Source organism: Bradyrhizobium sp. BWC-3-1, from assembly GCF_032917965.1.
GTDB classification, from domain to species: domain Bacteria; phylum Pseudomonadota; class Alphaproteobacteria; order Rhizobiales; family Xanthobacteraceae; genus Bradyrhizobium; species Bradyrhizobium canariense_D.
In genome coordinates, this window is record NZ_CP136625.1 from 2,231,566 (window position 1) to 2,255,759 (window position 24,194).

The 24,194-nt window shown below is 64.3% G+C and carries 29 protein-coding genes and 1 riboswitch; of the genes, 8 read left to right on the forward strand and 21 right to left on the reverse strand.

The features are described 5' to 3' along the window. The first annotated feature begins 54 nt into the window (after positions 1-54). Positions 55-270 carry a hypothetical protein gene (locus tag RX329_RS10825; protein WP_018454140.1) on the forward strand — a complete coding sequence of 72 codons (216 nt, stop codon included), beginning with the start codon at positions 55-57 and terminating at the stop codon, positions 268-270. 9 nt (positions 271-279) lie between these two features. On the opposite strand, the gene RX329_RS10830 is transcribed toward RX329_RS10825, so the two are convergent. From RX329_RS10830 to RX329_RS10840, 3 genes are all read right to left on the reverse strand, one after another. After that, entirely contained in the window at positions 280-795 is a 516-nt protein-coding gene (locus RX329_RS10830) for a collagen-like protein (protein WP_085351859.1), read from the reverse strand. Positions 796-906: 111 nt separating this feature from the next. Then, on the reverse strand, positions 907-1,155 hold the full coding sequence (locus RX329_RS10835; RefSeq protein WP_018454141.1) for a helix-turn-helix domain-containing protein: 249 nt from the start codon (positions 1,153-1,155) through the stop codon (positions 907-909). A 216-nt stretch (positions 1,156-1,371) separates the two neighbouring features. After that, complete coding sequence (locus RX329_RS10840) at positions 1,372-2,139, reverse strand: SDR family NAD(P)-dependent oxidoreductase (protein WP_317245865.1); 768 nt, start codon at positions 2,137-2,139, stop codon at positions 1,372-1,374. Between the two features lie 111 nt (positions 2,140-2,250). On the opposite strand from RX329_RS10840, the gene RX329_RS10845 reads away from it, so the two are divergent. Beyond that, positions 2,251-2,736 (forward strand): J domain-containing protein, encoded by a 486-nt coding sequence (locus tag RX329_RS10845; RefSeq protein ID WP_317245866.1) that lies wholly within the window; start codon positions 2,251-2,253, stop codon positions 2,734-2,736. 61 nt (positions 2,737-2,797) lie between these two features. After that, complete coding sequence (locus RX329_RS10850; RefSeq protein WP_085361453.1) at positions 2,798-3,340, forward strand: REP-associated tyrosine transposase; 543 nt, start codon at positions 2,798-2,800, stop codon at positions 3,338-3,340. Positions 3,341-3,569: 229 nt separating this feature from the next. Here the strand turns inward: RX329_RS10850 and RX329_RS10855 are convergent, their stop codons facing one another. Together RX329_RS10855 and RX329_RS10860 are read right to left on the reverse strand one after the other, a co-directional pair. Next, positions 3,570-3,830 carry a hypothetical protein gene (locus RX329_RS10855; protein WP_007613673.1) on the reverse strand — a complete coding sequence of 87 codons (261 nt, stop codon included), beginning with the start codon at positions 3,828-3,830 and terminating at the stop codon, positions 3,570-3,572. Positions 3,831-3,981: 151 nt separating this feature from the next. Further along, a complete protein-coding gene (locus RX329_RS10860) occupies positions 3,982-4,368 on the reverse strand; it encodes a RidA family protein (RefSeq protein WP_317245867.1) in 387 nt (128 codons plus the stop codon). Between the two features lie 450 nt (positions 4,369-4,818). On the opposite strand from RX329_RS10860, the gene RX329_RS10865 reads away from it, so the two are divergent. Next, entirely contained in the window at positions 4,819-5,253 is a 435-nt protein-coding gene (locus tag RX329_RS10865; RefSeq protein ID WP_018454147.1) for a hypothetical protein, read from the forward strand. 117 nt (positions 5,254-5,370) lie between these two features. Next, complete coding sequence (locus RX329_RS10870) at positions 5,371-6,099, forward strand: SDR family oxidoreductase (RefSeq protein ID WP_317245868.1); 729 nt, start codon at positions 5,371-5,373, stop codon at positions 6,097-6,099. Here the strand turns inward: RX329_RS10870 and RX329_RS10875 are convergent. Then, the gene (locus RX329_RS10875; protein WP_204512105.1) at positions 6,096-6,749 is read right to left on the reverse strand and encodes a glutathione S-transferase family protein; all 654 of its coding nucleotides are present in this window, start codon (positions 6,747-6,749) and stop codon (positions 6,096-6,098) included. The genes RX329_RS10870 and RX329_RS10875 overlap by 4 nt on opposite strands. 265 nt (positions 6,750-7,014) lie before the next feature. Here RX329_RS10875 and RX329_RS10880 point away from each other — a divergent pair, with 265 nt between their 5' ends. After that, complete coding sequence (locus RX329_RS10880) at positions 7,015-7,452, forward strand: VOC family protein (RefSeq protein WP_204512104.1); 438 nt, start codon at positions 7,015-7,017, stop codon at positions 7,450-7,452. 193 nt (positions 7,453-7,645) lie between these two features. On the opposite strand, the gene RX329_RS10885 is transcribed toward RX329_RS10880, so the two are convergent. The 8 genes from RX329_RS10885 to RX329_RS10920 form a co-directional block, all read right to left on the reverse strand. Further along, a complete protein-coding gene (locus tag RX329_RS10885) occupies positions 7,646-8,158 on the reverse strand; it encodes a mismatch-specific DNA-glycosylase (RefSeq protein ID WP_317245869.1) in 513 nt (170 codons plus the stop codon). A 296-nt stretch (positions 8,159-8,454) separates the two neighbouring features. Beyond that, positions 8,455-8,763, reverse strand: a complete 309-nt coding sequence (locus RX329_RS10890) for a hypothetical protein (RefSeq protein ID WP_018454152.1) — start codon at positions 8,761-8,763, stop codon at positions 8,455-8,457. 123 nt (positions 8,764-8,886) lie between these two features. Next, positions 8,887-10,785 carry a phosphomethylpyrimidine synthase ThiC gene (thiC, locus tag RX329_RS10895; protein WP_247294956.1) on the reverse strand — a complete coding sequence of 633 codons (1,899 nt, stop codon included), beginning with the start codon at positions 10,783-10,785 and terminating at the stop codon, positions 8,887-8,889. A 202-nt stretch (positions 10,786-10,987) separates the two neighbouring features. Next, on the reverse strand, positions 10,988-11,596 hold the full coding sequence (locus RX329_RS10900; protein WP_085349131.1) for a thiamine phosphate synthase: 609 nt from the start codon (positions 11,594-11,596) through the stop codon (positions 10,988-10,990). Further along, entirely contained in the window at positions 11,583-12,365 is a 783-nt protein-coding gene (locus RX329_RS10905) for a thiazole synthase (RefSeq protein WP_204512100.1), read from the reverse strand. Before RX329_RS10905 ends, RX329_RS10900 begins: the two co-directional genes overlap by 14 nt. A gap of 175 nt (positions 12,366-12,540) precedes the next feature. Next, entirely contained in the window at positions 12,541-12,738 is a 198-nt protein-coding gene (thiS, locus tag RX329_RS10910) for a sulfur carrier protein ThiS (RefSeq protein WP_085349129.1), read from the reverse strand. Further along, complete coding sequence (locus RX329_RS10915) at positions 12,729-13,754, reverse strand: FAD-dependent oxidoreductase (RefSeq protein WP_085349128.1); 1,026 nt, start codon at positions 13,752-13,754, stop codon at positions 12,729-12,731. Before RX329_RS10915 ends, thiS begins: the two co-directional genes overlap by 10 nt. Beyond that, a riboswitch (TPP riboswitch) is annotated at positions 13,742-13,870 on the reverse strand. (Overlaps the previous gene by 13 nt.) Positions 13,871-13,922: 52 nt before the next feature. Beyond that, positions 13,923-14,471, reverse strand: a complete 549-nt coding sequence (locus RX329_RS10920) for a lytic transglycosylase domain-containing protein (protein WP_166517604.1) — start codon at positions 14,469-14,471, stop codon at positions 13,923-13,925. A gap of 235 nt (positions 14,472-14,706) precedes the next feature. On the opposite strand from RX329_RS10920, the gene RX329_RS10925 reads away from it, so the two are divergent. Then, positions 14,707-14,922, forward strand: coding sequence for a hypothetical protein (locus tag RX329_RS10925; protein ID WP_018454159.1), 216 nt, complete (start codon positions 14,707-14,709; stop codon positions 14,920-14,922). Positions 14,923-15,294: 372 nt separating this feature from the next. Beyond that, positions 15,295-15,840, forward strand: a complete 546-nt coding sequence (locus RX329_RS10930; protein WP_085349125.1) for a PRC-barrel domain-containing protein — start codon at positions 15,295-15,297, stop codon at positions 15,838-15,840. 100 nt (positions 15,841-15,940) lie between these two features. On the opposite strand, the gene RX329_RS10935 is transcribed toward RX329_RS10930, so the two are convergent. From RX329_RS10935 to RX329_RS10965, 7 genes are all read right to left on the reverse strand, one after another. Then, on the reverse strand, positions 15,941-17,152 hold the full coding sequence (locus tag RX329_RS10935; protein ID WP_018454161.1) for an ABC transporter substrate-binding protein: 1,212 nt from the start codon (positions 17,150-17,152) through the stop codon (positions 15,941-15,943). Between the two features lie 157 nt (positions 17,153-17,309). Next, positions 17,310-18,140 carry an ABC transporter permease gene (locus RX329_RS10940; protein ID WP_018454162.1) on the reverse strand — a complete coding sequence of 277 codons (831 nt, stop codon included), beginning with the start codon at positions 18,138-18,140 and terminating at the stop codon, positions 17,310-17,312. Further along, complete coding sequence (locus RX329_RS10945) at positions 18,137-19,399, reverse strand: ABC transporter permease (RefSeq protein ID WP_317245871.1); 1,263 nt, start codon at positions 19,397-19,399, stop codon at positions 18,137-18,139. Before RX329_RS10945 ends, RX329_RS10940 begins: the two co-directional genes overlap by 4 nt. A gap of 33 nt (positions 19,400-19,432) precedes the next feature. Next, positions 19,433-20,482 (reverse strand): ABC transporter substrate-binding protein, encoded by a 1,050-nt coding sequence (locus tag RX329_RS10950; RefSeq protein WP_085361438.1) that lies wholly within the window; start codon positions 20,480-20,482, stop codon positions 19,433-19,435. Positions 20,483-20,562: 80 nt separating this feature from the next. Further along, positions 20,563-21,702 carry an ABC transporter ATP-binding protein gene (locus tag RX329_RS10955; protein WP_317245872.1) on the reverse strand — a complete coding sequence of 380 codons (1,140 nt, stop codon included), beginning with the start codon at positions 21,700-21,702 and terminating at the stop codon, positions 20,563-20,565. A gap of 135 nt (positions 21,703-21,837) precedes the next feature. Then, the gene (locus RX329_RS10960; protein WP_317245873.1) at positions 21,838-23,394 is read right to left on the reverse strand and encodes a DUF4403 family protein; all 1,557 of its coding nucleotides are present in this window, start codon (positions 23,392-23,394) and stop codon (positions 21,838-21,840) included. A gap of 137 nt (positions 23,395-23,531) precedes the next feature. Then, entirely contained in the window at positions 23,532-24,170 is a 639-nt protein-coding gene (locus tag RX329_RS10965) for a DUF5074 domain-containing protein (RefSeq protein ID WP_085385379.1), read from the reverse strand. Positions 24,171-24,194 lie beyond the last annotated feature (24 nt).

Consider the following 24,194-nt stretch of genomic DNA (forward strand, 5'->3'; position numbering starts at 1 on the left):
CGGTCTCAGCGCGCGATGATGTTCGCCGGGCTTTTGACACCCCGGAGCACGACCATGAGCCGCCCCCTTCTTCCGCTGAAAGCAGGTGCCATCGTTTTCACGTTGCTGTGGACCGCGTGGATGACGTGGTGGAGCGGCTCGTTCTCGAGCGCGAACGTCGTGATCCTGGCCTTGTGCGGCGCAGCGGTCGGCTATCTCTGGTACCGCGCCATGCGCTGGCAGTTCGAGCGCATGGGCATGCTGCCGCGACGCGAGAATGGGACGAAATAGATTCGTCCGTCAGTCCTTGTGGCCGTGCTTCTTCTTTTTCTTCTTCTTCCTGTGATCGCCTTCGCTGTCCTCGTCTTCGTCATCGAGGGGCGCGTCGTCGGTCTCCTGCACCGCGGCTTCCAGCGCCTCGCGCTCGGCAGCCTCATGCTCGCGCTGGCGGCGGCGTTCGTCCCAGGCGTCGAACAGCTGATCGAGCCACGGCAGCACCTGTTCGATCGACGGCAACTGGCCGGGCGGACCGGCCTCGCCGCGCGGGCCCTGCGGCCCCGCCGGCCCCTGCGGTCCGACAGGTCCCTGTGCACCGGCCGCCCCGCGCGGGCCGGCTTCGCCCTGCTTGCCTTGCGGACCGGGCTTGCCCAGCGGTCCAGGCTTTCCGATCGGGCCCGGCTTGCCCTGCGGACCTGGCTTGCCACGCGCGCCATCGGGCCCGCGCTTGCCTGGATGACCCTGCGGTCCCGGCCGCCCCGGTTCGCCCTGCCGTCCGCGCGGTCCCTGAGGTCCCTGCCGTTTTTGTTCGTCTGCCACGCCGCTGCTCCCTTGACCGGAAGCAAGTAATTAGCGGCGTTTGACGACAGCAGCAATTCCACTCGGACAGCGCGCCGGCTGGATCAACATCAATCGGCGGCACGTCGCGCGCTAGTCGTGATAGGCCGGCACCTCGATGCCGGAGGCGGCGTAGAGCCTGATTTTGTTGCGCAACGTGCGCACCGAGAGGCCGAGCACGCGCGAGGCGCGCGTGCGATTGCCGTCGCAGCGGGCGAGCGTCTGCAGCACGAGCTCACGCTCGACCTCGTCGACGGTCGCGCCGATCAGCAGCGGAACGATCTGGTTCGGTGAAAGGACATACGCGCCCGGTTCGGACGCAGCGACATGAACAGTGGTCATCGACACACTCCCCGATCAACGCCGCTTCCGTCTTTGGAAGCGGATCGAGAACAAACGACCCCCAAGCCGTAGATCTACGGTGGGCGGGTTTGGTTAACGAAACGTTAACCGCGGGCGATCGCACGAATTGACCTTGGGAATGCCGCCGCACCGCCGCGATTGGCACGGATTGCATATTCCTGCGAGCATACCCCGCAAAGCAGGCATCCCTCCCGCTCACACCGTCCGGTATCCGCCATCCACCATCACGATCGTTCCCGTGACGTAGGCCGACATGTCCGACGCAAGGAAGATCGCGGGACCGACGATGTCCTCGGGCTTGCCGGTGCGCGCCAGCGGGGTGTGATCGACGAAAGCCTGCACCAGCGCCGGATTGGTCGCACGCACATTGGCGTTGATGTTAGTCTCGATGAAGCCCGGCCCGATTGCATTGACGCGCACGCCCTCCTTGCCGAGCTCGACCGCGAGCGCCTTGGTGAAGCCGAGCACGCCGTGTTTCGAGGTGGTGTAGGCCGCCGAGCTCGGCGTGCGCAGATGCACGAAGGACTGGATCGATCCGATATTGACGATGCGGCCCTTGGCTGCTCGCAAGGGCGCGAGGAACGCCTGCGTCATGTTGAAGACGCCGTTGAGGTTGAGCGAGATGATGTCATTCCAATCCTTCGCCACCGTCTCGGTATCGGCGGTGAAGGCGTTGCGGCGGGTGATGCCGGCATTGTTGACGAGGATCGAGACCTGCCCGACCTTGTCGGCGACTTGCCTGGCGAGCGCGAAGCAGTCGTCGCGTTTGGTGACGTCGAGTGCAAAGCTCTCGGCCTTGCCGCCGGACTTGCGGATCCCCTCGGCGGCTTCCGCGACCGTGTCGGCGTTGACGTCGAGCAGCACCACTTGCGCGCCCTCGCGGGCGTAGCCGGAAGCGATGGCCCGGCCGATGCCCGAACCGGCGCCCGTGATGACGGCGATATGGTTTGCGAGCAATGCCATGACAATTTCCTCCCGATTTCTTTTCGAAGTTTCATGAAAGGCTAACTCGAAATTAAGGGGTCGGAAACGGCGCCCTTGGCATACTGATCTTGATTGCTAAACGTTGCGCGCATGATGGAACGGCTCGAATCCTGGAAACTCGCACTCGAACGCCTGCGGTCGGCGGACGGCGCCGGTTGGGCCGAGGCGGGCCGGCTGGCGGCCGAGATCGCGCGGATGAGCACCGGTACCATGCTGCGTCAGGCTGCCGAGCAGGCGCTTCCGGTGCTGCGCCAGGCCGTGGACAATGACGATCACAGCGTCACGCTGGCGGCCCGGCGCCGTCTCGGCGTGGTGCTCGATGTCGTTCACGACCTGACCGCGCCGCGCTTCGGGCGCCGCAATGCTGCGCCGAAAAAATTGTCCAGCGAAGATCGCGCCCGCAAGGTGCTCGGCCTGCCGCTCGCGGTGCAGCTCACCTGCGAGGACATCAATCAGGCCTATCGCCGCGCCGCCAAGGGCATGCACCCCGACCGGGGCGGCAGCGCGGAAGCCTTCATCGACCTCGCCGCCGCGCGCGATATCCTGATCCATCCCCGCGCGTACAAGGACGCGTGAGGGCTCATGTGCTATCCTGTAGCCCGGATGAGCGAAGCGACATCCGGGACGGGTCTAGCCCATGGTTTTGTATCGCAGAAATTTTCTTCCCGGCGGCACCTACTTTTTCACTGTAGCGCTCTTCGACCGCAGATCGACCATTTTGATTGAAAACGTTGGCGCCCTGCGTGATGCCTTCCGGGCCGCTCGCAGGGAGCGCCCGTTCGAGGTCGATGCGATCGTGATCCTTCCGGACCATTTGCATGTCGTCATGAGCCTCCCGCCGCATGACGCCGATTTCGCGGGACGTTGGCGAAGGATCAAGGGGCATTTCAGCAGCGCACTACTGCATGCGGGTATCGACGTAGCCCGCCACTCCAATGGAGAATTGGCTCTGTGGCAACGACGCTACTGGGAGCACACGGTTCGCGACGAAGATGATTTCGCCCGCCACGTGGATTACATTCACTTCAACCCCGTCAAGCATCGCTACGTCCAGCGCGTTTGTGATTGGCCGCATTCGTCCTTTCACCGATATGCGCGGGCGGGATTGCTCTCGGAAGACTGGGCGGGCGATGCCGGCGAAAGTGGGATTGCTTTCGGTGAGCGAGCCGAGGGAGGCTGACCGGGAATTCCCGGATATCGCTTCGCTCATCCGGGCTACGGACGTCAGACTTGGAGTCGGACGCTGGTGCGCCCCGGACAAGATCTGAGTGGGTCCGCCAACCGGCCAGGTTCAAAGCGTGTGCGCGGAAAATGCGTGACGTCGGCCGAAAAACCGGTGGTCCGTCCAAAAGAAAAGGGCGGACCGCTTGCGCGATCCGCCCTTTGAAATCCGGTCTGTCGCCTCACGCCTAGAGCGTGCAGCGGCGCTCCGCGCGCAGCTTGATCTGGAGCTCCGAGGCGGCCGTGAAGGTCGGGAGCGGCTTGCTGACGACCTTGTAGGTCGACACGCCCCACTGGAACGGCTTGTACTTGAGGTCCTCGTTCCAGACCTGGCAGATGCCGGTGTTGTCCCAGCGGATCACGTAATAGCCGACTGCCGCGGAGGCCGGCACGGCGAACACGGAGGTGGCGATGCCGGCAACGGCACAAAGGGCGAGAACGCGACGCATGAAATATCTCCTGATGGGAACGTGAGAGGAAACTGGTGCGGCAAATCTGCGTGGCTGGCAAGCGGGGCGGCGACCGTTCACGGATATGTCAGCCGTTGGTCGGCTGTTCGGACGACCCTTATCCCTTGACTATCGCCTGACGATCACACGTCTAACTCTTGGCCAGCGACGCCACCGCCTCGATCTCGATCAGCATCTTCGGATCAGGCAGTGCGTGGACCACGCAGGTGGTGCGGGCAGGGTAAGGCGGCGGGCCGAAGGCGCCGGCATAGAGCGCGTTCATGGCGGCCACGTCGGAGGCGCGGGTCAGCAGCACGTTGACCTTGACGAGATCGCGGATCTCGGCGCCGGCCTCCGCCAGCACGCGCTTGATGTTGACGGCGACGTTGGCGAACTGCGCCTCGAAGCCGTCGGGCAGCGCGCCGTTCGCGTCGAAGCCGGGAATGCCGGAGACGAACAGGAGATCGCCTGCGCGCGTGGCAAAGGACAGCGGCGGCGCCTTGACGTGCGGCGGGGGCGCGAAATGCTGGATCGGCATGGGATCACCTCGGATGGAGGGCTGGAAGCGCAAGCGTAGCGGCAGCTCGGGGCGCCTCCAACAAAAAACGCGAAAACAACCCCATGCACAGTAGGCATCCAGCAGGAATCGTTGAGCTTTCTTTTTCACTTCGGGAAAAACAAAATAATCGTTGCCCCGTCGGGCAAAACAGGGGCAGAATGGCATGATGGCGGGTGAGCGTCTTGTCGCGCCAAACTCCGCCGTCATGCCCCGGCTCGACCGGGGCATCCAGTACGCCGCGGCTTTTCGGTTCACTATCGCTCTCTCTGGAATACTGGATCGCCCGGTTGAACCGGGCGATGACAGTTGAGTGTGTTGCTACAGACCGCGACTCACGCCCATCCCATCATGTTGCCGCCCCGATCCATCGGATAGATTCCGCTCGTTCGATTCGTTTCCCTCCTTGAAGAATAGCCCCCGGAGACTCCCATGAAGTTCGCATCCACCCTCCGCGCCGCGCTGGTCGGCATTGCCGCGCTTGCCGGCCTCTCGACCTCGGCTCTGGCCGACGGCGGCACCGTGGTGCTGACGATCTACAAGGCGGGCTGGATCATCGGCGGCTCCGGCGGCTCGGGCGTGCTGAACTTCCGCGGCCGCGCCTATTCGCTCTCGACCGGCGGGCTCGACTACGGCCTCGTCTTCGGCGGCTCCAAGACCGTGCTGCGCGGCCGCGTCTCCAACATCAACCGGCCCTCCGACATCGCCGGCGTCTATGGCGCCGCCGGTGCGGGCATCGCAGTGGGCCGCGGCGCGCGTGCGATCGTGCTGACCAACCAGAAGGGCGCCGTGCTCGAGCTGTCCGGCACGCAGGTCGGCCTGATGGCGAATGCGGATCTGAGCGGGCTTGCGATCACGCTGCGGTAAGGCCGATGTCGTAGGGGGAAATGGGGCGCAAGCGCCGCGCCCACCATCTCTTCCCGACTATTCCGGCCGGGGTCGCTATACTCACGATCCCAGTGACCTCGGCAAGATGGGGATCCCATGGCGAGAGAGTTGGACGGCAAGGTGGCGGCCGTGACCGGGGCTGCGTCGGGCATCGGATTGGCCAGCACCGAGGCGATGCTGGCCGCCGGCGCGCGCGTGGTGATGGTCGACCGCGATGAGGCCGCGCTGAAGGCGCTCCGCGACAAGCACGGCGACGCGGTGATCCCGCTGCTCATCGATCTGCTGGACCCAAAAGACTGTGCAACGCTGCTGCCGCGCGTTCTGGAGCAGGCCGGCCAGCTCGATATCCTGCATGCGAATGCCGGGACGTATGTCGGTGGCGATCTGGTCGATGCCGACACCATGGCGATCGACCGGATGCTGAACCTGAATGTCAACGTCGTGATGAAGAACGTACACGACGTGCTGCCGCACATGATCGCGCGCGGGACCGGCGACATCATCGTCACGAGCTCGCTGGCGGCGCATTTTCCCACGCCATGGGAGCCGGTCTATGCGTCGTCCAAATGGGCGGTGAACTGCTTCGTCCAGACGGTGCGGCGCCAGGTCTTCAAGCACGGCATCCGCGTCGGCTCGATTTCGCCCGGTCCGGTCGTCAGCGCCTTGCTCGCGGACTGGCCGCCGGAGAAGCTGAAGGAAGCCAGGGACTCGGGAAGCCTGCTGGAGGCCGGCGACGTGGCTGAGGTCGTGATGTTCATGCTGACGCGGCCGCGCGGCATGACCATCCGCGACGTGGTGATGCTGCCGACCAATTTCGATCTTTAGGGCGCCAAGCGTGCCCCGGTGAACACCGCCAATTGCGCATCGAACGCCCGCCTGAAAGCCGGCCGCGCTTCGCCGCGGGCGACATAGGCGGCGATATCTGGATATTCGTTCAGCAGGCCCGATGTGTGCAACCGGCGCAGCACCGTCACCATCATGAGATCGCCGGCGCTGAACGCACCGTCGAGCCAGTTGGCATCGCCGAGTTGGCGGGACAATTCACCGAGCCTGACACGGACGCGATCCTGCAGCATCGGCAGCCGCGGCGCGTACCAGCTCTTGTCGCGCTCGAACAGCATGGCCATCCCGAGCTCGACGATCGGCGGCTCCAGCGTGCTCAGGGCGGCAAACATCCACGCGATCGCGCGGGCGCGGGCGTGCGGCTCCATCGGCAGCAGCCCGGCATGGCGGTCGGCGAGATGGAGTACGATCGCGCCGGACTCGAACAAGGCGAGGTCGCCGTCCTCATAGGTCGGGATCTGCCCGAACGGATGTAGCGCGAGATGCGCGGGCGCCTTCATGTCCTCGAACGAAACCAGACGCACATCGTAAGGCTGCCCCACCTCTTCAAGCGCCCAGCGCACTCGCATGTCGCGCGCCTGTCCCTTGCCGCGGTCGGGCGAGTTTGCGAAGGCGGTGATGGTGGGGGGCATCGGGAGGGGCTCCGGGGTTGATCGCGTTTTGCGTTCGGAGGACGAATGGAATGAGTGGATTCCGACAGGTTAATGGGTTTTCGTGGACCCCGTAGCCCCATGAGCGATAGCGATATGCGGGGCAGCTGGGGGCCCCGGATGTCGCTGTCGCTCATCCGGGCTACAAGAAAATCCCGCGGCCACTGTCGGATCGTTGCCCCCTGCCTCGTCCTTGGAACACTGGCACCCTGCGGCGCGTCCAGCCGAGGCGAAAGGATACACGTTAATGACCTCCATCACGCCGTTTCTCTGGTTCGACAACAACGTGCCGGAGGCCGTCGCCTTCTACAAATCGGTGTTCCCCAACGCCAAGGTTGAGACCGTCAGCGACTTCATGGCGGTGTTCGAGCTCGAAGGCCAGCGCTTCAACGCGCTCAACGGGGGCCCGCAATACAAGTTCAACGAAGCGGTGTCGTTCTTCATCAGCGTAGAGACGCAGGCGGAAGTCGATTATTTCTGGGACAGGCTCACCGCCGACGGCGGCGAGGAGTCCCGCTGCGGCTGGCTCAAGGACAAGTTCGGCCTGTCCTGGCAGGTGATCCCATCAGCGCTCGGCCGCTACCTCGGCGACCCCGACCGCAGCAAGGCGAACCGCGTCATGCAGGCGATGATGCAGATGAGAAAGATTGTGATTGTGGATTTGGATAAGGCGTATGCGGGGTGAACTTGTCGCGGGATACGTTGCCTATTAGGCAGCGTCGTCCCGGCGAAGGCCGGGACCCATACCGCGGAATCCATCGATTACGAATGGTCGCTGTACCGGACCTCGAGTCCCCGCCAAACCACTCCCTGGGGTTATGGGTCCCCGCCTTCGCCGGGACGACGCCTGAGGGGGCGAGCGCTATCGCAAATTCACGCTACGCCGCGATCCACGCCGCAAGCTCGCGCCACGGCTCGAGCGTCCAATGCCCTGACGCAGCACCCGACGGCGAGGGCAGGACGAAAATCTCCGGCAAACTCTCATCGCGTGGCTGCCGCCCCAGCGCAATCACGCTCGACGGCTTGCCGTAAAACAAGCTCGCGGCCTTCTTGCTCGCGAACGCAATTGTCCGCGGTCGATACTTCTCGATCTTGGCCCTGAACCCCGGCACGTCGATTGTCTCAGCCGCGATCTGGTGATCCATCCCGGCGCCCGACTTGGAGAGATCGGTGAAGCCGATCCCGAGCTCCAGCAGCGCCGCAAACTCGCTTGGCTGATAGCGCCGCGGCGTGATCCCGGCCTCATGAATCGCGCGCCAGAAGCGGTTGCCGGGATGGGCGTAGTAATGCCCGAGTTGGGCCGAGCGCGTGCTGGCGGCAGTGCCGACGAAGACGAGGCGGAGGTTGGGACGGAGCTGGTCGGGGAGGCGGTGAGGGGATGTATCGGGCACGTCAATTATCCGCGGCTGTAGCCCGCATGAACGGAGTGATATGCGGGGCGGCAAAGACCCGGATGTCGCTGCGCTCATCCGGGCTACGCTTGCCCGCGCTAGTCCGATTTGCGCGTCACACGCACCGCCCGAGCCGCATCTAACTCATAAACTCCGTCGGTGCAGTGGTCTGTCAAAAGATCGAGGCTGAATGATACCCAAGAGTCTCCAATTGCAGACCATGCTTCGCCGGTAAGTTTGGTTTCGTGGACATTGATACTGCGGAAGCTATCCCACGAAATCCGCGGACTGATCCATCACAGGTCATCTGACCGAACCGCGCTAAAATCGACCAACCCTTGGAAAACCACCAGTCCAAGAGCCGGTACCGCAATCACTTGTCCGGTGTCACTTGCAATGTGATCTCTAACTGCACGGTCTTCCGGATCGATAATGCAGGTGTCGCCACACGCGACAACGATCACGTCCCTTCCGTTGGGATGATCGAGCACAGTGGTGCAATCGAAGATGCCTCCCACGAAATTGCCGATCCATGGATCGGAACCCTTGGGATAGAAGCGGACAACCAAACCTTCCCGAAATTCGCGCTCACCGTGTCCGGTCAAAGAGATGGCCGGAGGTCCGTACGGTGGTAGTCCTGGTAGTATTTCAGACCGCATGGGCCGTTCGCATTGCGTTTCCAACTTTGGGGGCGACGATCGTCGCCCCCAAAGTTCGCACGGGCCCGCTCACAACACCCGATTGCTCTCCTTCACCTTCTCCGCATCCAGATACAAGTTCTCGCCCATCTCCTTGAACTTCGCGCTCATCTTGGCCATGCCGTCCTCGGCGGTGCCGCTCATCGACATGCCCACGCCGTTCGGGTCGTTCAGCGTCGCCGCGTAGTCGCGGACGTCCTGGGTGATCTTCATTGAGCAGAACTTCGGGCCGCACATCGAGCAGAAATGCGCGACCTTGTGGGCTTCCTTCGGCAGGGTCTCGTCGTGGAAGTTCTTGGCGGTCTCGGGGTCGAGGCCGAGGTTGAACTGGTCGCTCCAGCGGAAGTCGAAACGGGCGCGGGAGAGCGCGTCGTCGCGCAGCTGCGCGGCCGGGTGGCCCTTGGCGAGATCGCTGGCGTGGGCGGCGATCTTGTAGGTGATGACGCCGACCTTGACGTCGTTGCGATCGGGCAGGCCGAGATGCTCCTTCGGCGTGACGTAGCAGAGCATGGCGCAGCCGAACCAGCCGATCATGGCGGCGCCGATGCCCGAGGTGATGTGGTCGTAGCCCGGCGCGATGTCGGTGGTCAGGGGCCCGAGGGTGTAGAACGGCGCTTCGCCGCATTCCTTGAGCTGCTTGTCCATGTTGATCTTGATCTTGTGCATCGGCACGTGGCCGGGGCCTTCGATCATGACCTGGCAGCCCTTGTCCCACGCGATCTTGGTGAGTTCTCCGAGCGTCTCCAATTCGGCGAATTGCGCGCGATCGTTGGCATCGGCGATCGAGCCCGGACGCAGGCCGTCGCCGAGCGAGAACGAGACGTCATACTTGCGCATGAGATCGCAGATCTCGTCGAAATGGGTGTAGAGGAAGCTTTCCTTGTGATGCGCCAGGCACCACTTGGCCATGATCGAGCCGCCGCGCGACACGATGCCGGTGACGCGGTTGGCGGTGAGGTGGATGTATTGCAGGCGCACGCCGGCGTGGATGGTGAAATAGTCGACGCCCTGCTCGCACTGCTCGATCAGCGTGTCCTTGTAGAGCTCCCAGGTCAGCTTGACCGGATCGCCGTCGCACTTCTCCAGCGCCTGATAGATCGGAACGGTGCCGATCGGCACCGGCGCGTTGCGCAAAATCCATTCGCGGGTGGTGTGGATGTTGCGCCCGGTCGAGAGGTCCATCACGGTATCGGCGCCCCAGCGGATCGCCCACACCATCTTCTCAACCTCTTCCTCGACCGATGACGTCACCGCCGAGTTGCCGATATTGGCGTTGATCTTGGTCAGGAAGTTGCGGCCGATGATCATCGGCTCGAGTTCGGCGTGGTTGATGTTGCAGGGGATGATGGCACGTCCCCGCGCGATCTCGCTGCGGACGAACTCCGGGGTGATGAAGGCGGGCACTTCCGCGCCAAAGCTTTCGCCGTCGGCAAGGGCTGCTTCCGCACGCTCGAGCTGCTCCTTGCGGCCGAGATTTTCGCGTGCCGCGACGTAGATCATCTCCTTGGTGATGATGCCGGCACGGGCGAATTCGAGCTGCGTGATCTTGTGGCCGTCGCGGCCGCGCAGCGGCTGGTGATAGGCCGAGAAGGCGCGCGCGGCCTTGTCGGTGGAGACGCTGCCATTGTCCTCCGGCTTGATCTGCCGGCCCTGATATTCCTCGACGCCGCCGCGCTCCAGCACCCAGGCCTTGCGGCCGCGCGCCAGACCGGCGTTGACGTCGATGGTCACGCTAGGGTCGGTGTAGGGGCCGGAGGTGTCGTACACCGGCAGGTTCGGTTCGCCGGCGCCTTCGGACAGGATGATCTCGCGCAGCGGCACGCGCAGGTCGGGCGCGGCATCGGGCGAGGCGAAGATTTTTCGCGACGAGGGCAGCGGGCCGGTGGTGACGGCGGGGACGGTCTTGTCGGGATTGGAGCGGATGTTCATGGGATCCTCCGGTTTAATTCGTTGATGTCGCTGTGCGAGAGGCAAATTCGGCTGTCATCCCCGCCTAGTGCGCAATTGCGCACGGGAGCGGGGATCCAGTACTCCGAGACGGTGCGGCTCAAGCCGAGAAGCCGCGGCGTACGGGATCGCCCGGTCGAGCCGGGCGATGACAGTGGCGTGCGGGGTGAGAGAGTGAGGCGCATCACGCCGCCTCCGCGGACAGGCCGAGCCATTGCCGCACCCGCGCATCCGGGTCGGCATTCTGGGTGACGTCGCTGACGACGGCGATGGAATCCGCGCCCGCGGCAAAGATCTCCGCGGCGTGCTCGAACTTGATGCCGCCGATCGCGACCAGCGGGATGTGGCCTACGCGCTTCTTCCATTCCGTGATCTTCGGAATGCCCTGCGGTTCGAAACGCATCGATTTGAGCGTGGTGAAGAAGATCGGGCCCAGCGCGACATAGTCGGGCTCGGCGGCAAGCGCGGTGTCCAGCTCCGCATCGTCGTGGGTGGAGACGCCGAGCGACAAGCCGGCCTCGCGGATGGCAGCGAGGTCGGCGTCGGCAAGGTCCTCCTGGCCGAGATGCAGATATTTTGCGCCGGCGACGATCGCCGCGCGCCAATAGTCGTTGACGACGAGCTTGGCTTGCGTGCCCGCGGTGATCGCCAGCGCGTCGGTGACCATCTGCAGCGATTGCGAGTCGTCGAGGTCCTTTGCGCGCAGCTGGATGGTGCCGACGCCGAGCTTGGTCAGGCGCTCGACCCAGGCGAGGCTGTCGACGACGGGATAAAAGCGATCAGGATACGGCATGCCAGAACGGTGTCCCAACGACAGGGGTGGAAGGGGAGGCGAAATCGCGGGCGTTCATCAGCCCGGCCTCAAAAGCGGTGCGGCCGGCCTCGACGCCGAGGCGGAAGGCGTTGGCCATGGCGACGGGATCGGCGGCTTTTGCGATGGCGGTGTTGAGCAGCACGGCGTCGTAGCCGAGCTCGAGCGCCTGTGCCGCATGCGAGGGCGCACCGATGCCGGCGTCGACCACCAGGGTGATATCAGGCAGCCGCTCGCGCATCAGCTTGAGCGCGTCACGGTTGGTGATGCCTTTCGCGCTGCCGATCGGCGCCGCCCACGGCATCACCACCTTGCAGCCGGCATCGACCAGGCGGTTTGCGACCGAGAGATCCTCGGTGCAGTAGGGGAACACTTCGAAGCCGTCCTTGATCAAAATGGCGGCGGCTTCGACCAGTCCAACGACATCGGGCTGCAGCGTGTCGTTGTCGGCGATGACTTCGAGCTTGATCCAGCTCGTGCCGAATAGTTCGCGCGCGAGCTTGGCCGTCGTCACCGCCTCGCGCACGCTGCGGCAGCCGGCGGTGTTCGGCAGCACGGTGACGTCGAGCTCGCGGATCAGATTCCAGAACGCATCGCCGGTCTTGCCACCAGCGGATTCGCGCCGCAGCGACACCGTGACGATGTTCGAGCCCGAGGCGCGGATCGCCGACTGCATGATCGCAGGCGAGGGATAGAGCGCGCTGCCGATCAGGAGGCGGGAGGGGAAGGTTTTGCCGTAGAAGGTCACCATGGGGTGTCTCTCCAAATGACACTGTCATCCCCGCCTAGTGCGCAAATTGCGCACGGGGGGCGGGGATCCAGTATTCCAGAGGCGGTGCGGTTAGAACCGAGACGCCGCGGCGTACTGGATCGCCCGGTCAAGCCGGGCGATGACAGCTGAGTGTTCGGCGAGCGCGCCATCATCATCACCCTCCCTGCCGCGGCGTGATGATCTCGATCTCGTCGCCGGGCTTCAGCGCCGTCTCGGCCCAGCGGCTCTTCGGCACGACGTCGTAGTTGAGCGCGATCGCGAAATGGGTGCCCTCGTAGTCGAGCTCGCTGAGCAGCGCGTCGACGCTGGCCGAATTCACCTCGCGCTGCTCGCCGTTCACGATCACGCGCATTGCATCACCTCATTGTCGATCTGGCCGCGCTCGACAAAGCCAAGCGTCAGCTCGGCCAGCGCCGGGGCGATCAGGAAGCCGTGACGGTAGAGGCCGTTCACGCTGATCGTGTTGCCGCGAATGCCGATGCGCGGCAGATTGTCGGGAAAAGCGGGGCGCAGGCCGGAGCCGAATTCGACGATGCGGGCCTCGCCGAAGGCGGGATGCACGGCATAGGCCGCGCCCAACAGCTCCAGCGCCGAGCGGACGCTGACGCCGGTGTCCTCGGCCTCGATCGAGGTCGCGCCCAGCATGAACAGATTGTCCTCGCGCGGGATCACATAGAGCGGCCAGCGCGGATGGATCAGCCGCACCGGGCGCGCGAGCTGCACCTCGGCGGTTTCGATCAGGATCATCTCGCCCTTGACGCCGCGCAAGCCGGGCTGCTCGTCGCGCGCAGAAAGGCCGCGGCAGTCGATCACGATGCCTTTAGGATCAAGTTTTGCGAGTTCGGCCGCGGCGACGTCGCTTTCGAATTTGATGGTGCCGCCGGCGGCGCGGATGCGCTCGTGCAGTTTCGGCAGCACGCGGCGCGGCTCGACATGACCCTCGGTCGGGAAGAACAACGCGTCGCGGAAGCGGCCTTCGAGCGACGGCTCGAGCTCGGCAAGGCCGGCGGCATCGAGCCGGCGATGGCCTTCGGTCATCCGGGCAAAACGCTCGAAGTCGTTGCGCTCGCGCGGGTGGGCAACGACCAGCGAGCCGTTGAAAGGCGTGTCGGGCAATTCGCGCCGCCAGATGTCGAGCGAGCGCAGGCCGAGGCGGCTGATGATGGGTTCGGAAACCTCCGCCTCGCAATAGGGCGCGAGCATGCCGCCGGCCCAATGGCTGGTGGCGTCGGTCATGTCGGCGTCACCGCGCTCGTGCAGGGTGACGGCGTGGCCGGCCTGCGCGAACAGCAAGGCCTGCCAGGCGCCCGCAATGCCTGCGCCGATGATGGATACCGGGGAATCCGGTCGCTTGGTCGTCTGCAACATCCCTGTCCCTTCGCCGGCATGACCCGGATCAGGTTCAAAGGGTCACCGCGGTCCTGGGCGGATTTGCCCATTTAGCGGTATCTCAGCTCCTCCTCGGAGCACCCCTCGGAACGGCTCTAATGTATGCCAGCAGGACTGGGTGGTCAACGCGTTTGGCGGGAACCGCGCTTACCTGGGCGCCTGTGCCCGGGCGTTGCGGACGCGCTGGGCGAGCTTGCGGTGCGGGACCGTGCCGAACATCGGCTGCGGATTGCCGTTCGGCTCGAGCCAAGGAGCGCCCATATTGGCCTCGCTCGTATTGGCGACCTGCACGGCCTCCTGCCGCTGCCGCTTTGCGGCGTAGTAATAGCCGCCGGCGAAATAACGCACGGCGCGGGCGTGATCGCCATTGGCGGCGTGATAGGCGCCGGCGAGATATTTCACGGCATAGGTGAGGTTGGTATTGGGATCGCGCAGGCCGGCGGCGTCGCCGGTGTAGCCGACCCCGCGCGCGGTCGCGAGCTTGATCTGCATCAGCCCGATGGTGCCGCCATGGCCGACCAGGCCGGGCTGATAGCGGCTTTCGCGCATGATGACGCGATGCACCAGCGCCTCCGGCACGCCGTTGGCGCGGGCATGGGCCGCGACCATCTCGGCGTACTCCGCTTGGCCCGCGAATGCGGCCTGTGGCAACGTCAGTCCGGCCGCGAGCAGCGCGGCGACATGTAAAATTTTCATCAAATGTTCCTCGGCACCGCTCACCTGCGCCCGCTCGCGTTAGGCCCCGCGAACGCGGCGATGATGTGGCGAAACGCCTCCGATTACGTTTTTGCAGCGCAGAGCCGTCATTCGGACGCAAGGCCGGCGTAGGGCTTGTCATGCAGACGAAGCCGTCATTCGCGACAGCGGGCCTGTCTATTCGCGTGCGGGCCCGAAAGCGAGTAAGAGAGCGGCGCAAATCGGGAGAGGTGCCATGACAAAAGCAAACGTGGTGAAGGCACACATCGGCGACATTCCCAGGCAAAATCCCTGTGCGCAATGCGGCGCGCCGATCCCCCAACCTGATTGGATCGAGGCGGGCGACGGACGCATCTCCTATCTTTGGACATGCCGTGCTTGCAATTATCGCTTCGAGGCGGTTGCGATTTTTGATGAGGGAGCCGTCGCGCACCCGCCGCTTGCGGCCTGAGGTTTAGTCTTCGGGCATGATCTTTTCGGAAAACCGCTGCACACTTTGCGCTGGCGCGGCCCTTCGGGTCCGGATCATGGCTTAAGCCGCAAGCTGCGGCTGCTGCCGTACCGGCAATTGCATCCGCACGATCAGCCCATGCGGCTCCCGGTCGTGCAGCGACAGCTCGCCGCCGTGGGCGATCGCGATCGCGCGCGCCGCATGAACTTATCGACGAAATCGTGCGCTGCGAAATGTTCCTGAGTGACTTAGGAACAATTGAACGCAGCCCAGATACTCGCGCAGCACGCGACGAAATTGCAGCACGCGCGGAACTGGGACTGATCCGAGCTGTTTTCTCCGCACAAGTTTTCTGCTGAAGGAGAGGACAATATGTTGATGAAATCGATCGCGGCCGGTCTTGCCGGTACCGCACTGTTCGCAACCGTTGCTTTCGCGCAAAATCCGACCGCCACCACCGACAAGGCGCCGGCTGCCGCGGCGACGACGACCACCACGTCCGCGTCGGGACAGTGGCGTACGTCCAAGATGGACGGCATCAAGGTCTATAACGACGCCAATGAGAACATCGGCTCGATCAACGATCTGCTGATGGACAAGAGCGGTAACATCAAGATCGCCGTGATCGGCGTCGGCGGTTTCCTCGGCCTGGGCGAGCATCTGGTTGCGGTGCCCTTTGAGAAGCTGAAATTCGTCAACGAGGCGGTTGCCTACACCGGCGCTGCCGGGAACAACCCGAACAGCGCAGCCAACCGGCCCGCGGCGACCACCACGACGGGTGCCGCGACCGGCACCGACAACAAGCCCGCGACGACAACGACGGCCACGTCCGCGTCGAAATGGTATCCGGACCACGCCGTGTTCAATGCGAGCAAGGATGAGCTGAAGAACATGCCCGAGTTCAAATACTCGGAGTAACGCGGCTCTGAATGGCTAAACGAAGCGCGCCCGGTTTTCACTGGGCGCGCTGTCGTGCTTTTCTTCCCTCTCTCCGCAAGCGGGAAGAGGGAGAAGAACTTCAGTGCGTCACCAGCGGGCAGCCGCCCTTGTCGAGCGGACGGAAGGCTTCGTCGCCGGGAACGGTGGCGATCAGCTTGTAGAGGTCCCACTCACCCTTGGAGTCCTCGGGCTTCTTGACCTCGAACAGATACATGTCGTGGACCATGCGGCCGTCGATGCGGATCTTGCCGTTCTTGGCGAAGAAGTCGTTGACCGGTGTCTTGCGCATCTGCTCCATCACCTTCGGTGCCTCGTCGGTCTTGATGGCGTCGATCGCCTTCAGGTAATGCATGGTCGCGGAATAGAGCCCCGCCTGGATCATGGTCGGCATGTGACCGACCTTCTCGTTGAAGCGCTTGGAGAAGGCGCGCGTCTCCTCGTTGGTGTCCCAGTAGAACGCGTCGGTGATGATCAGGCCTTGCGTCGACTTGATGCCGAGCGAATGAACGTCGGTGATCTCCATGAGCAAGGCGATCATCTTCTGGCCGCCCTCCGTCAGGCCGAACTCGGCCGCCTGTTTCAGCGCATTGGTGGTGTCGCCGCCGGCATTGGCCAGTGCGACCACCTTGGCCTTGGAGGCCTGGGCCTGGAGCAGGAAGGAGGAGAAGTCCGACGAGTTGAGCGGATGGCGGACCTCGCCGAGCACCTTGCCGCCGCTCTCCTTGACGACGTTGGCGGCGTCGCGCTGCAGCGCCATGCCGAAGGCGTAGTCGGCGGTGACGAAGAACCAGGTGTCCTCGCCGCGCTTGACCATCGCCTTGCCGGCGACGTTCGACAGCGCATAGGTGTCGTAGGTCCAGTGCACCGTGTTGGGCGAGCAGGCGACGCCCGTGATATCGGATGAGCCGCCGCCGGAATTGATGTGGATCTTGTTCTTCTCGCGCGTCAACGCCGAGATCGGCAGCGCCACCGACGAGGTCGGCACGTCGAAGATCGCGTCGACCTTGTCGTTGTCGTACCAGTTGCGGGCGATGTTGACGCCGACGTCGGGCTTGTTCTGGTGATCGGCGGAGACCACCTGCACGGGCTTGCCCGCGACCTTGGCACCGTAATCGGCGACCGCCATCTCCACGGCGGCGAGCGAGCCCTTGCCGGTCGCGTCCGCATAGAGGCTCGACATGTCCGTGAGCACGCCGATCTTGACGACGTCGTCGGAAATCTGCGCCTGGGCGGCGCCTGACGTGGCGGCGAGCGCGAGACCGGCCGCGATCGCGGCGATGAGCTTTTGCATTTTGTTTCTCCCTCAGCGTTGTTGTTTGGGTTTTGTTGCGGGGACCGTTCTAACGACAATCGGTCCCCGGAGCAAAGCCCGAGAATGCGCGAGGAGGGTTGAGAAATAAGCAGGGCGCGGCAGTGTTTTCACCCTCTCCCCGGGAGAAGGAAGAAGCTCACGCGCTGCTGCCCTTGAGCCGTTCGTTGCGCCGGCGCAGGCCTTCCAGGGTGGCGAGCAGGATGACCGAGACCGTCGTCAGGATCACCGCCGCCGCCGTGATGGTCGGGCTGATGTTCTCGCGGATGCCGCTGAACATCTCGCGCGGCAGGGTGCGCTGCTCGGGACCTGCCATGAACAGCACGATCACCACCTCATCGAAGCTGGTCGCGAAGGCGAACAGGGCGCCCGATGCCACGCCGGGCAGGATCAGCGGCAGGATCACGCGGCGGAAGGCGTCAAGCGGCGAGGCACCGAGCGAGGCGGCAGCGCGGGCCAGATTGGTGTCGAAGCTCTGCAGCGTCGCGCCGACCGTGATGACGACGAAGGGCGTCGCCAGCGCGGTGTGGGCCAGGATCAAGCCGAGATAGCTGCCGGTCAATCCGATCGGCGCGAAGAAGAAATAGAGACCGACCGCGGTGATGACCCCGGGCACGACGACCGGCGACAGCACGAAGGCCAGCACGAGCGGCTTGAACCGGCTCTTCCACTGCGCCAGCCCTAACGCCGCCAGCGTGCCGAGCACCATCGACAGCAGGGTCGAGGCGACACCGATGATCATGCTGTTCTTCAGCGAATTCATCCAGCGCGGCGAATTGATGAAGTCGTCGTACCAGCGCAGCGAGAGGCCCGGCAGCGGATAGGTGAGGTACGAGCCCGAGCTGAACGACAGCGGCATGATCGCAAGGATCGGCGCAATCAGGAAGATGAACACCAGCGTGGAGATCACGATGGTCGCGGTCCACGCAATGCGCTGGCTCGGCGTGCGGATGGAGGAATTGTCGCTCAATTCTTCATCCCTCCCGTGACCTGCTGTCCCTGCACCAGCTTTCCGTAGACGAGCGCGAGCAGAATAGTGGCGAGCAGCAGCACCGCACCCAGTGCCGAAGCAAGGCCCCAATTGGCCGTCTCGGTCGTGTAGAGCGCGATGAAGTAGCTGATCATTTGATCGGCGGCGCCCCCGACGAGTGCCGGCGTGATGTAATAGCCGAGCGCCAGGATGAAGACGAGCAGGCTTCCCGCGCCGATGCCCGGCAGCGTCTGAGGCAGGTAGATCCGCAGGAAGGCGGTGAGGGGTGGTGCACCGAGCGAGGCGGCGGCACGCATGTAAGCAGGCGAGATCGCCTTCATGCTGCTGTACAGCGGCAGGATCATGAACGGCAGGAGAACGTGGGTCATGGCCACGCAGACACCAAAGCGGTTGTAGATCAGGCGCAACGGCTCGTCGATGATGCCAAGCCAGAGCAGGCTGTCGTTCACGACGCCTTTGCTCTGCAACAGAACGATCCAGGCGCAGGTGCGGACCAGCAGCGACGTCCAGAACGGCAGCAGGACGAAGATCATCAGCAAATTCGACCGGCCGGGCGGCAGCGCGGCCAGCAAGTAGGCGACCGGAAAGCCAAGGATCAGGCACAGCACCGTGACACTGAGGCTGATGAGGAAGGTGCGGACGAAAACGTCGCGGTAGATGGCCTGATCCGGCGGGGCTGCGACGATCGCGCCGTCCACGTTCCGCGTCAGATCGAGCGCCGACAAAAGATAGAAGCCGGTCATGGGACCACTGGCGTCCTTGATCGTGGTCCAGGTGGCGCGTTCGCGCCAGGCCGGGTTGATCTTGCCCAGCGTCTCCCTGGCCGTGCCGGGCTCGGGCGCAGTCTTCAGATTGCGTGCGGTGCTGGTCAGGATCGTGCGGAAGCCGTTCAGTGCGTAGTTGAGCCGCTTGGCCGCAATCGCAATGGTGCCGGAATCGCGCGCCGCCATGATGTCGCCCGCCAGCGCCGCGTAGGCCTTTTCGTCCGGCAGATTCCTGCCGTCCCAACTGGCGAGAGCCGCGATGGTCTGAGGCAGAACCAGACGCACCTCGCGGTCATCGACGGCACGCCACAGCATGCCGGCGATGGGCCCAGCGAAGGTGAAGAGCAGGAAGACGAGAAGCGGCAGAACCAGCGCCAATGCTTTGACCTGGCGTGCTCGCTCCGCCCGCCGCAATCGGCGCTTGAGCGGCACCTCGGTCGGGCCATGGGCGCCGGTCAAGAGCGCATCCGTCATTGGTCTAACCTTGGGTCGAGCTTTGTGGGGACGCTATTTCGCGGCCCATTTGTTGAAGCGCTCGGTCAGGCGGTCGATGTTCTCGAGCCAGAAGGCAACATTGATCTCGACCGCATTCTTGATGTTGTCAGGCGCTGTCGGCAGGTCCTTCAGAACAGCAGGCGCGAGCAGGGCGGCTGCGTCCTTGTTCGAGGTGCCATAAGCAATGTTCTCCGACAGTTTCGACTGGTTCTCAGCCTTGCCGACGAAGTCCAGGAACTTGTAGGCCGCGTCCTTGTTCGGGCTGCCTTTCAGGATCACCCAAGTGTCGAGGGTGAAGAGCGCTCCGTCCCAGACCATGCCAAAATTCTTCTTCTCGTTCTTGTTCGCGGTGTCGATGCGGCCATTGTAGACCGAGGTCATTGCCACCTCGCCGGAGGCGAGCAATTGCGGCGGCTGAGCGCCGGCCTTCCACCAGACGATGTCGCCCTTGATGGTGTCCAGCTTCTTGAACGCGCGCTCGACGCCCTCGTCGGTCGCCAGCACCTTGTAGACGTCCTTTGGCGCGACGCCGTCGGCCATGAGGGCGATCTCCAGCGTGGTCTTCGGCCCCTGACGCAGGGCACGCTTGCCCGGGATCTTCTTGGTGTCGAAGAAGTCGGCCCAGCCCTTCGGGGCCTCCTTCAACTTGTCCTTGTCGTAGCCGAGAACGAAATCGTAGAGGATGGCGCCGACGCCGCAAGGATTGACCGACGGTGGGATATAGGCGGCCTCGCCGCCGATCTTCGAATAGTCGAGCTTTTCGAACAGGCCTTCCTCGCAGCCAACCGCCAGCTCGTCGCTCTCGACCTGGACGACGTCCCAGGTGGCGGCACCACCCTGCACCTTGGCGCGCAACACGCCGACGCCGCCGTCCCAGGACTCGTCATTCAAGGGAACACCGGTCGCTTTCTTGAACGGCTCGAAATAGACCTTCTTCTGGGCATCCTGATAGGCGCCGCCCCACGACACAACGGTGAGGTCACGCGCCTGCGCGACCGTGGCCAGCGTCGCGCTGGCAGTGAATGCCGCGGCGAAACCCAGAATAATCTTGCGCTTCAGCATGGTCTTTGTTCCTTCTTCACGTGACGTTGAGCTTGGTCGGTGCAGGTCCGCCCGCCTTGGAGCGATGCTGCATGGTCGGATCAGACGGGATCGAGGGCCAGGCAGTCCTCCGGGCGGAAGGTGATGAACACGTCATCGCCAGGTCTCAGGCTGCCAGCTGTAAGGCTGCCAGCTCTCAGGCTGTCATGTGTCCCCGGCTGAAGCTTGACCATGAACTCCTTGTTGTCGGCGACGTCGAGCACGGCCAGCGCGTGGTCGCCGAGATAGATGGTGTTCTGCACCTTGGCCGGCAGTCGGTTCGGTTCGTCGCCGGAGGTGCCATCCGGGATGATGGCGATCCGCTCCGGCCGCACCGACAGCGAGGTCGATGCGCCGGCGCCTGATACGTTGACCGCTCGTGCGGTCACGGCGCCGCCGCCCGCCAGCGCAACGCGGCAATATTCCTTTTCAAGCATCTCGACGGTGCCGGACAGCACGTTGTTCTCGCCGATGAAATGGGCGACGAAGCTGTTCACCGGATGCTCATACAGCGCGTCGGGCCTGTCGATCTGCTGCACGATGCCGTCGTTGAATACGGCGATGCGATCCGACATGGTGAGCGCTTCACTTTGATCGTGGGTGACGTAGACGACGGTGATGCCCATCGTCTCGTGCAGTTGCTTGATCTCCAGTTGCATCTGCTCCCGCAGGCGCTTGTCCAGGGCGCCCAGCGGCTCGTCCATCAGCACGAGTTGCGGATTGAAAACAAGGGCGCGGGCCAGCGCCACGCGCTGCTGTTGACCGCCGGACAGCTGCCCGGGCCGCCGCTGCGCCAGAGTTTCCATCTTGATCATGCGCAATGCCGCTTTGACACGATCCTGCGCTTCGGCCTTGTTCGCGTTGCGAACGGAGAGCGGGAAGGCGATATTCTCCGCAATCGTCAGGTGCGGAAACAGGGCATAATTCTGGAACACCATGCCGATGTCGCGCTTGTGTGCCGGCACGTTCTTGATCGGTCGGTCCGCGAGGAAGATCTCGCCATGGGTCGGAACCTCGAAACCCGCCAGCATCATCAGGGTGGTCGTCTTGCCCGAGCCCGACGGACCAAGCAGGGTGACGAACTCGCCCTTCCTGATGTCGAGATCGAGGTTTTTCACCACGAGGTGCTCGCCATCATAGGTCTTCTGAATGCCGGAAAAGCGCACCAGCGCCGGCGCAGGCGTAACCATGCCGGCTTCCATGTCGTCCTCGCGTTGTCAGCCACAGTGCTGTCAGCACCCCGTCCCCGGGGTGCGAGGAACAGCTTAGCATCGTCCGACCAGATTGCCAGCGGCGCAAGCGACTGCGCGCACGGACCCGTCGGGAAAAGGGGCGCGCTACATCCCCGACAGCTTCGTCACGGATACATTCAGCGAGCCCCCGGCTTCCGCGATCACGCGCAGCGTCTTGGAGTCGAAGGCGATGTCGGCGAGGCTCAGGCTGTCGATCTTCGCCTCGACCTTGATGCCATCCTCGTTCTTCTGATAGTCGGCGATCGCGGCGGCGATCTTCTCGCGTGCGTTGGCGGCAATCGGCTTCAGATCGACCGTCGCTTTCTGCACCAGCGCCTGCTGCATCTGCGGCACCACCGCGCGCGCCGCGGCACCCAGCAGGCCGAAGGCCGCCTCGGATTCCACGGCGAGCTGGATGTCGGCGAGCCGCAGCGTCTGCTGCGCCTGGTCGAGCATCGGCCGGCCCCAGATGTGCACGGTCGCTTCGGCGCCGAGACCAAGCCAGCTCTTCTTCTCCTTGGCGCGCACCAGCAGCGAGATCAGGAGGCGCTCGCCCGACGGGATCACGTTGACGCTCTTGACGGTGACATCGACCGGGCCGGAGCCGTCCTCGGGATAGGTGTGGCCGACCATCTGCGCCGCGATGAGCTTGTTGATCTCGGTGAAGGGCACGTCGATCGGCACGCCAATGTTCACACCGGTGCCGGTCGGCGGCACGATCGAGATCTTGTCGGGGAACGGGCAGTCGGGCTTGGTCGGCGTCGAGATCACGCGCGTCTCGAGCTCGAGGCCAAGCAGCAGCGTCACGTTCTGTGCGTCGACGCGCGGCTGTGCCGCGATGGCGCGGGTCGGCTTCATCTCGAGCCAAAGCGGCGGCAGCGCGGCGGAAGACCCCGAGCCTTGCAGCGGGATCGAGCGGCAGGCCTTGGCCCATTGCAGCTTCGCGTTGTCCCGCAAGGTCGGATCGTTGCGCATGCGTTCGGAGACGGCGTTGATCTGTTCGCCGACGGTCTTGTCGATCAGCGGCTTCACCTGCGCAGGCACGTTGACCTTGGCGCCCGAAATGTTGAGGTTGGTATCGCCAAGATTGACCTGGGCGCCGAGATTGGGCTCGAGATGCCAGTTGGCCGCGAGCTTCGGCCGCGAGGTGACGACGACGTTGCCCTTGATCTCGGCGCTGGCGTTCAAATTCTTGATGTTGACCGCGCCGATCTGTTTCGCGGCATTGCCGCCGAGCACGCTGCCGAGCGCGCCGGTGGCTTTCGAGGACAGCGAGCCCGTCACGTTCAGCTTGCCCGTGAGCGGAGTCGAGATCGTCAGCACGTCCTTGTCGCCGGCAGTCGCCATCGGCCCGCGTACCGCCGACCAGCCGATGTCGGCGTTCTCCAGGATTTGCGAGATCGGGTTCTCGGCCTTGCCGGCGAAATTGCGCGGAGCGGCCTTCTCGGCCTGCTCGCGGATCGCCGACAGCGCGATGGCGACCGGCGCCACCACGATCGAGCTCTTCGAGACCGGCGGCAGCGGCGGCAATTGCGCGACCGGCGGCGCGGAATTCGTCGCCCGCGGCGACAGCCAGTCCATCGCCTTCAGGCTGATGAAAAACGACGCCGCGAGCACCGCGACGGCGATCAGGACAGTTTTCAAGTTCAGCGTCAGTCGCATCAATCCCCCAGGCCGCCCCGGGGCAGAAGTCTACAGGGCAGGCAAGGAGGGCGCTAGAGCCCACCGATGGGGTGGAATTGGGGCAAACATATTAACGGCCGCGAACGCACCGTTGCCGCGCATTCGTCCTCGCGTACCTAGCCGCGCTTCGGACGGCGCACCGCCCTCACATTGCCGCGATCTCCGCCACCGCAGAAGAAACGGTCGCCGCCATCGGACTCCAATCCTGACACCATCGTCCCGGCGGGCAGGTCGAGCTGCTCCAGCACCTTGCCCGTCTCGGGGTCGATCCGCCTGATGTCGCTGTCCTCGCCTTCCCAGGTGCCGTGCCAGAGCTCGCCGTCGACCCAGGTCACGCCGGTGACGAAGCGCTTGCTTTCGATGGTGCGGAGAATTTTTCCCGTCTGGGGATCGACCTGATGGATCTTGCGCTCCCGATACTGTCCGACCCAGAGCGAGCCCTCGGCCCAGGCCAGTCCGGAATCGCCGCCGCCGCCGGGTGCCGGGATGGTGGCGAGCACCTTGCCGGTCACAGCGTCGATCTTCTGGATGCGGTCCTCGGCGATCTGGAACAGGTGGCGGCCGTCGAACGCCGTTCCCGCATGCGCGGCGACATCGATGGAGCGGGTGATCTTGCCATCGGCCGGGTCGACCGCGTTCAATCTGTCGCCGGATGCGAACCACATAAGGCTGCCGTCATAGGTGACGCCGTGCACGGCTTCGACGCCTGCATAGGGCCCGTATTCCCTGACGATCTCGGCGGCTGAACGTTTCATCTGCTCGGTCCCTGCGGTGTGAAT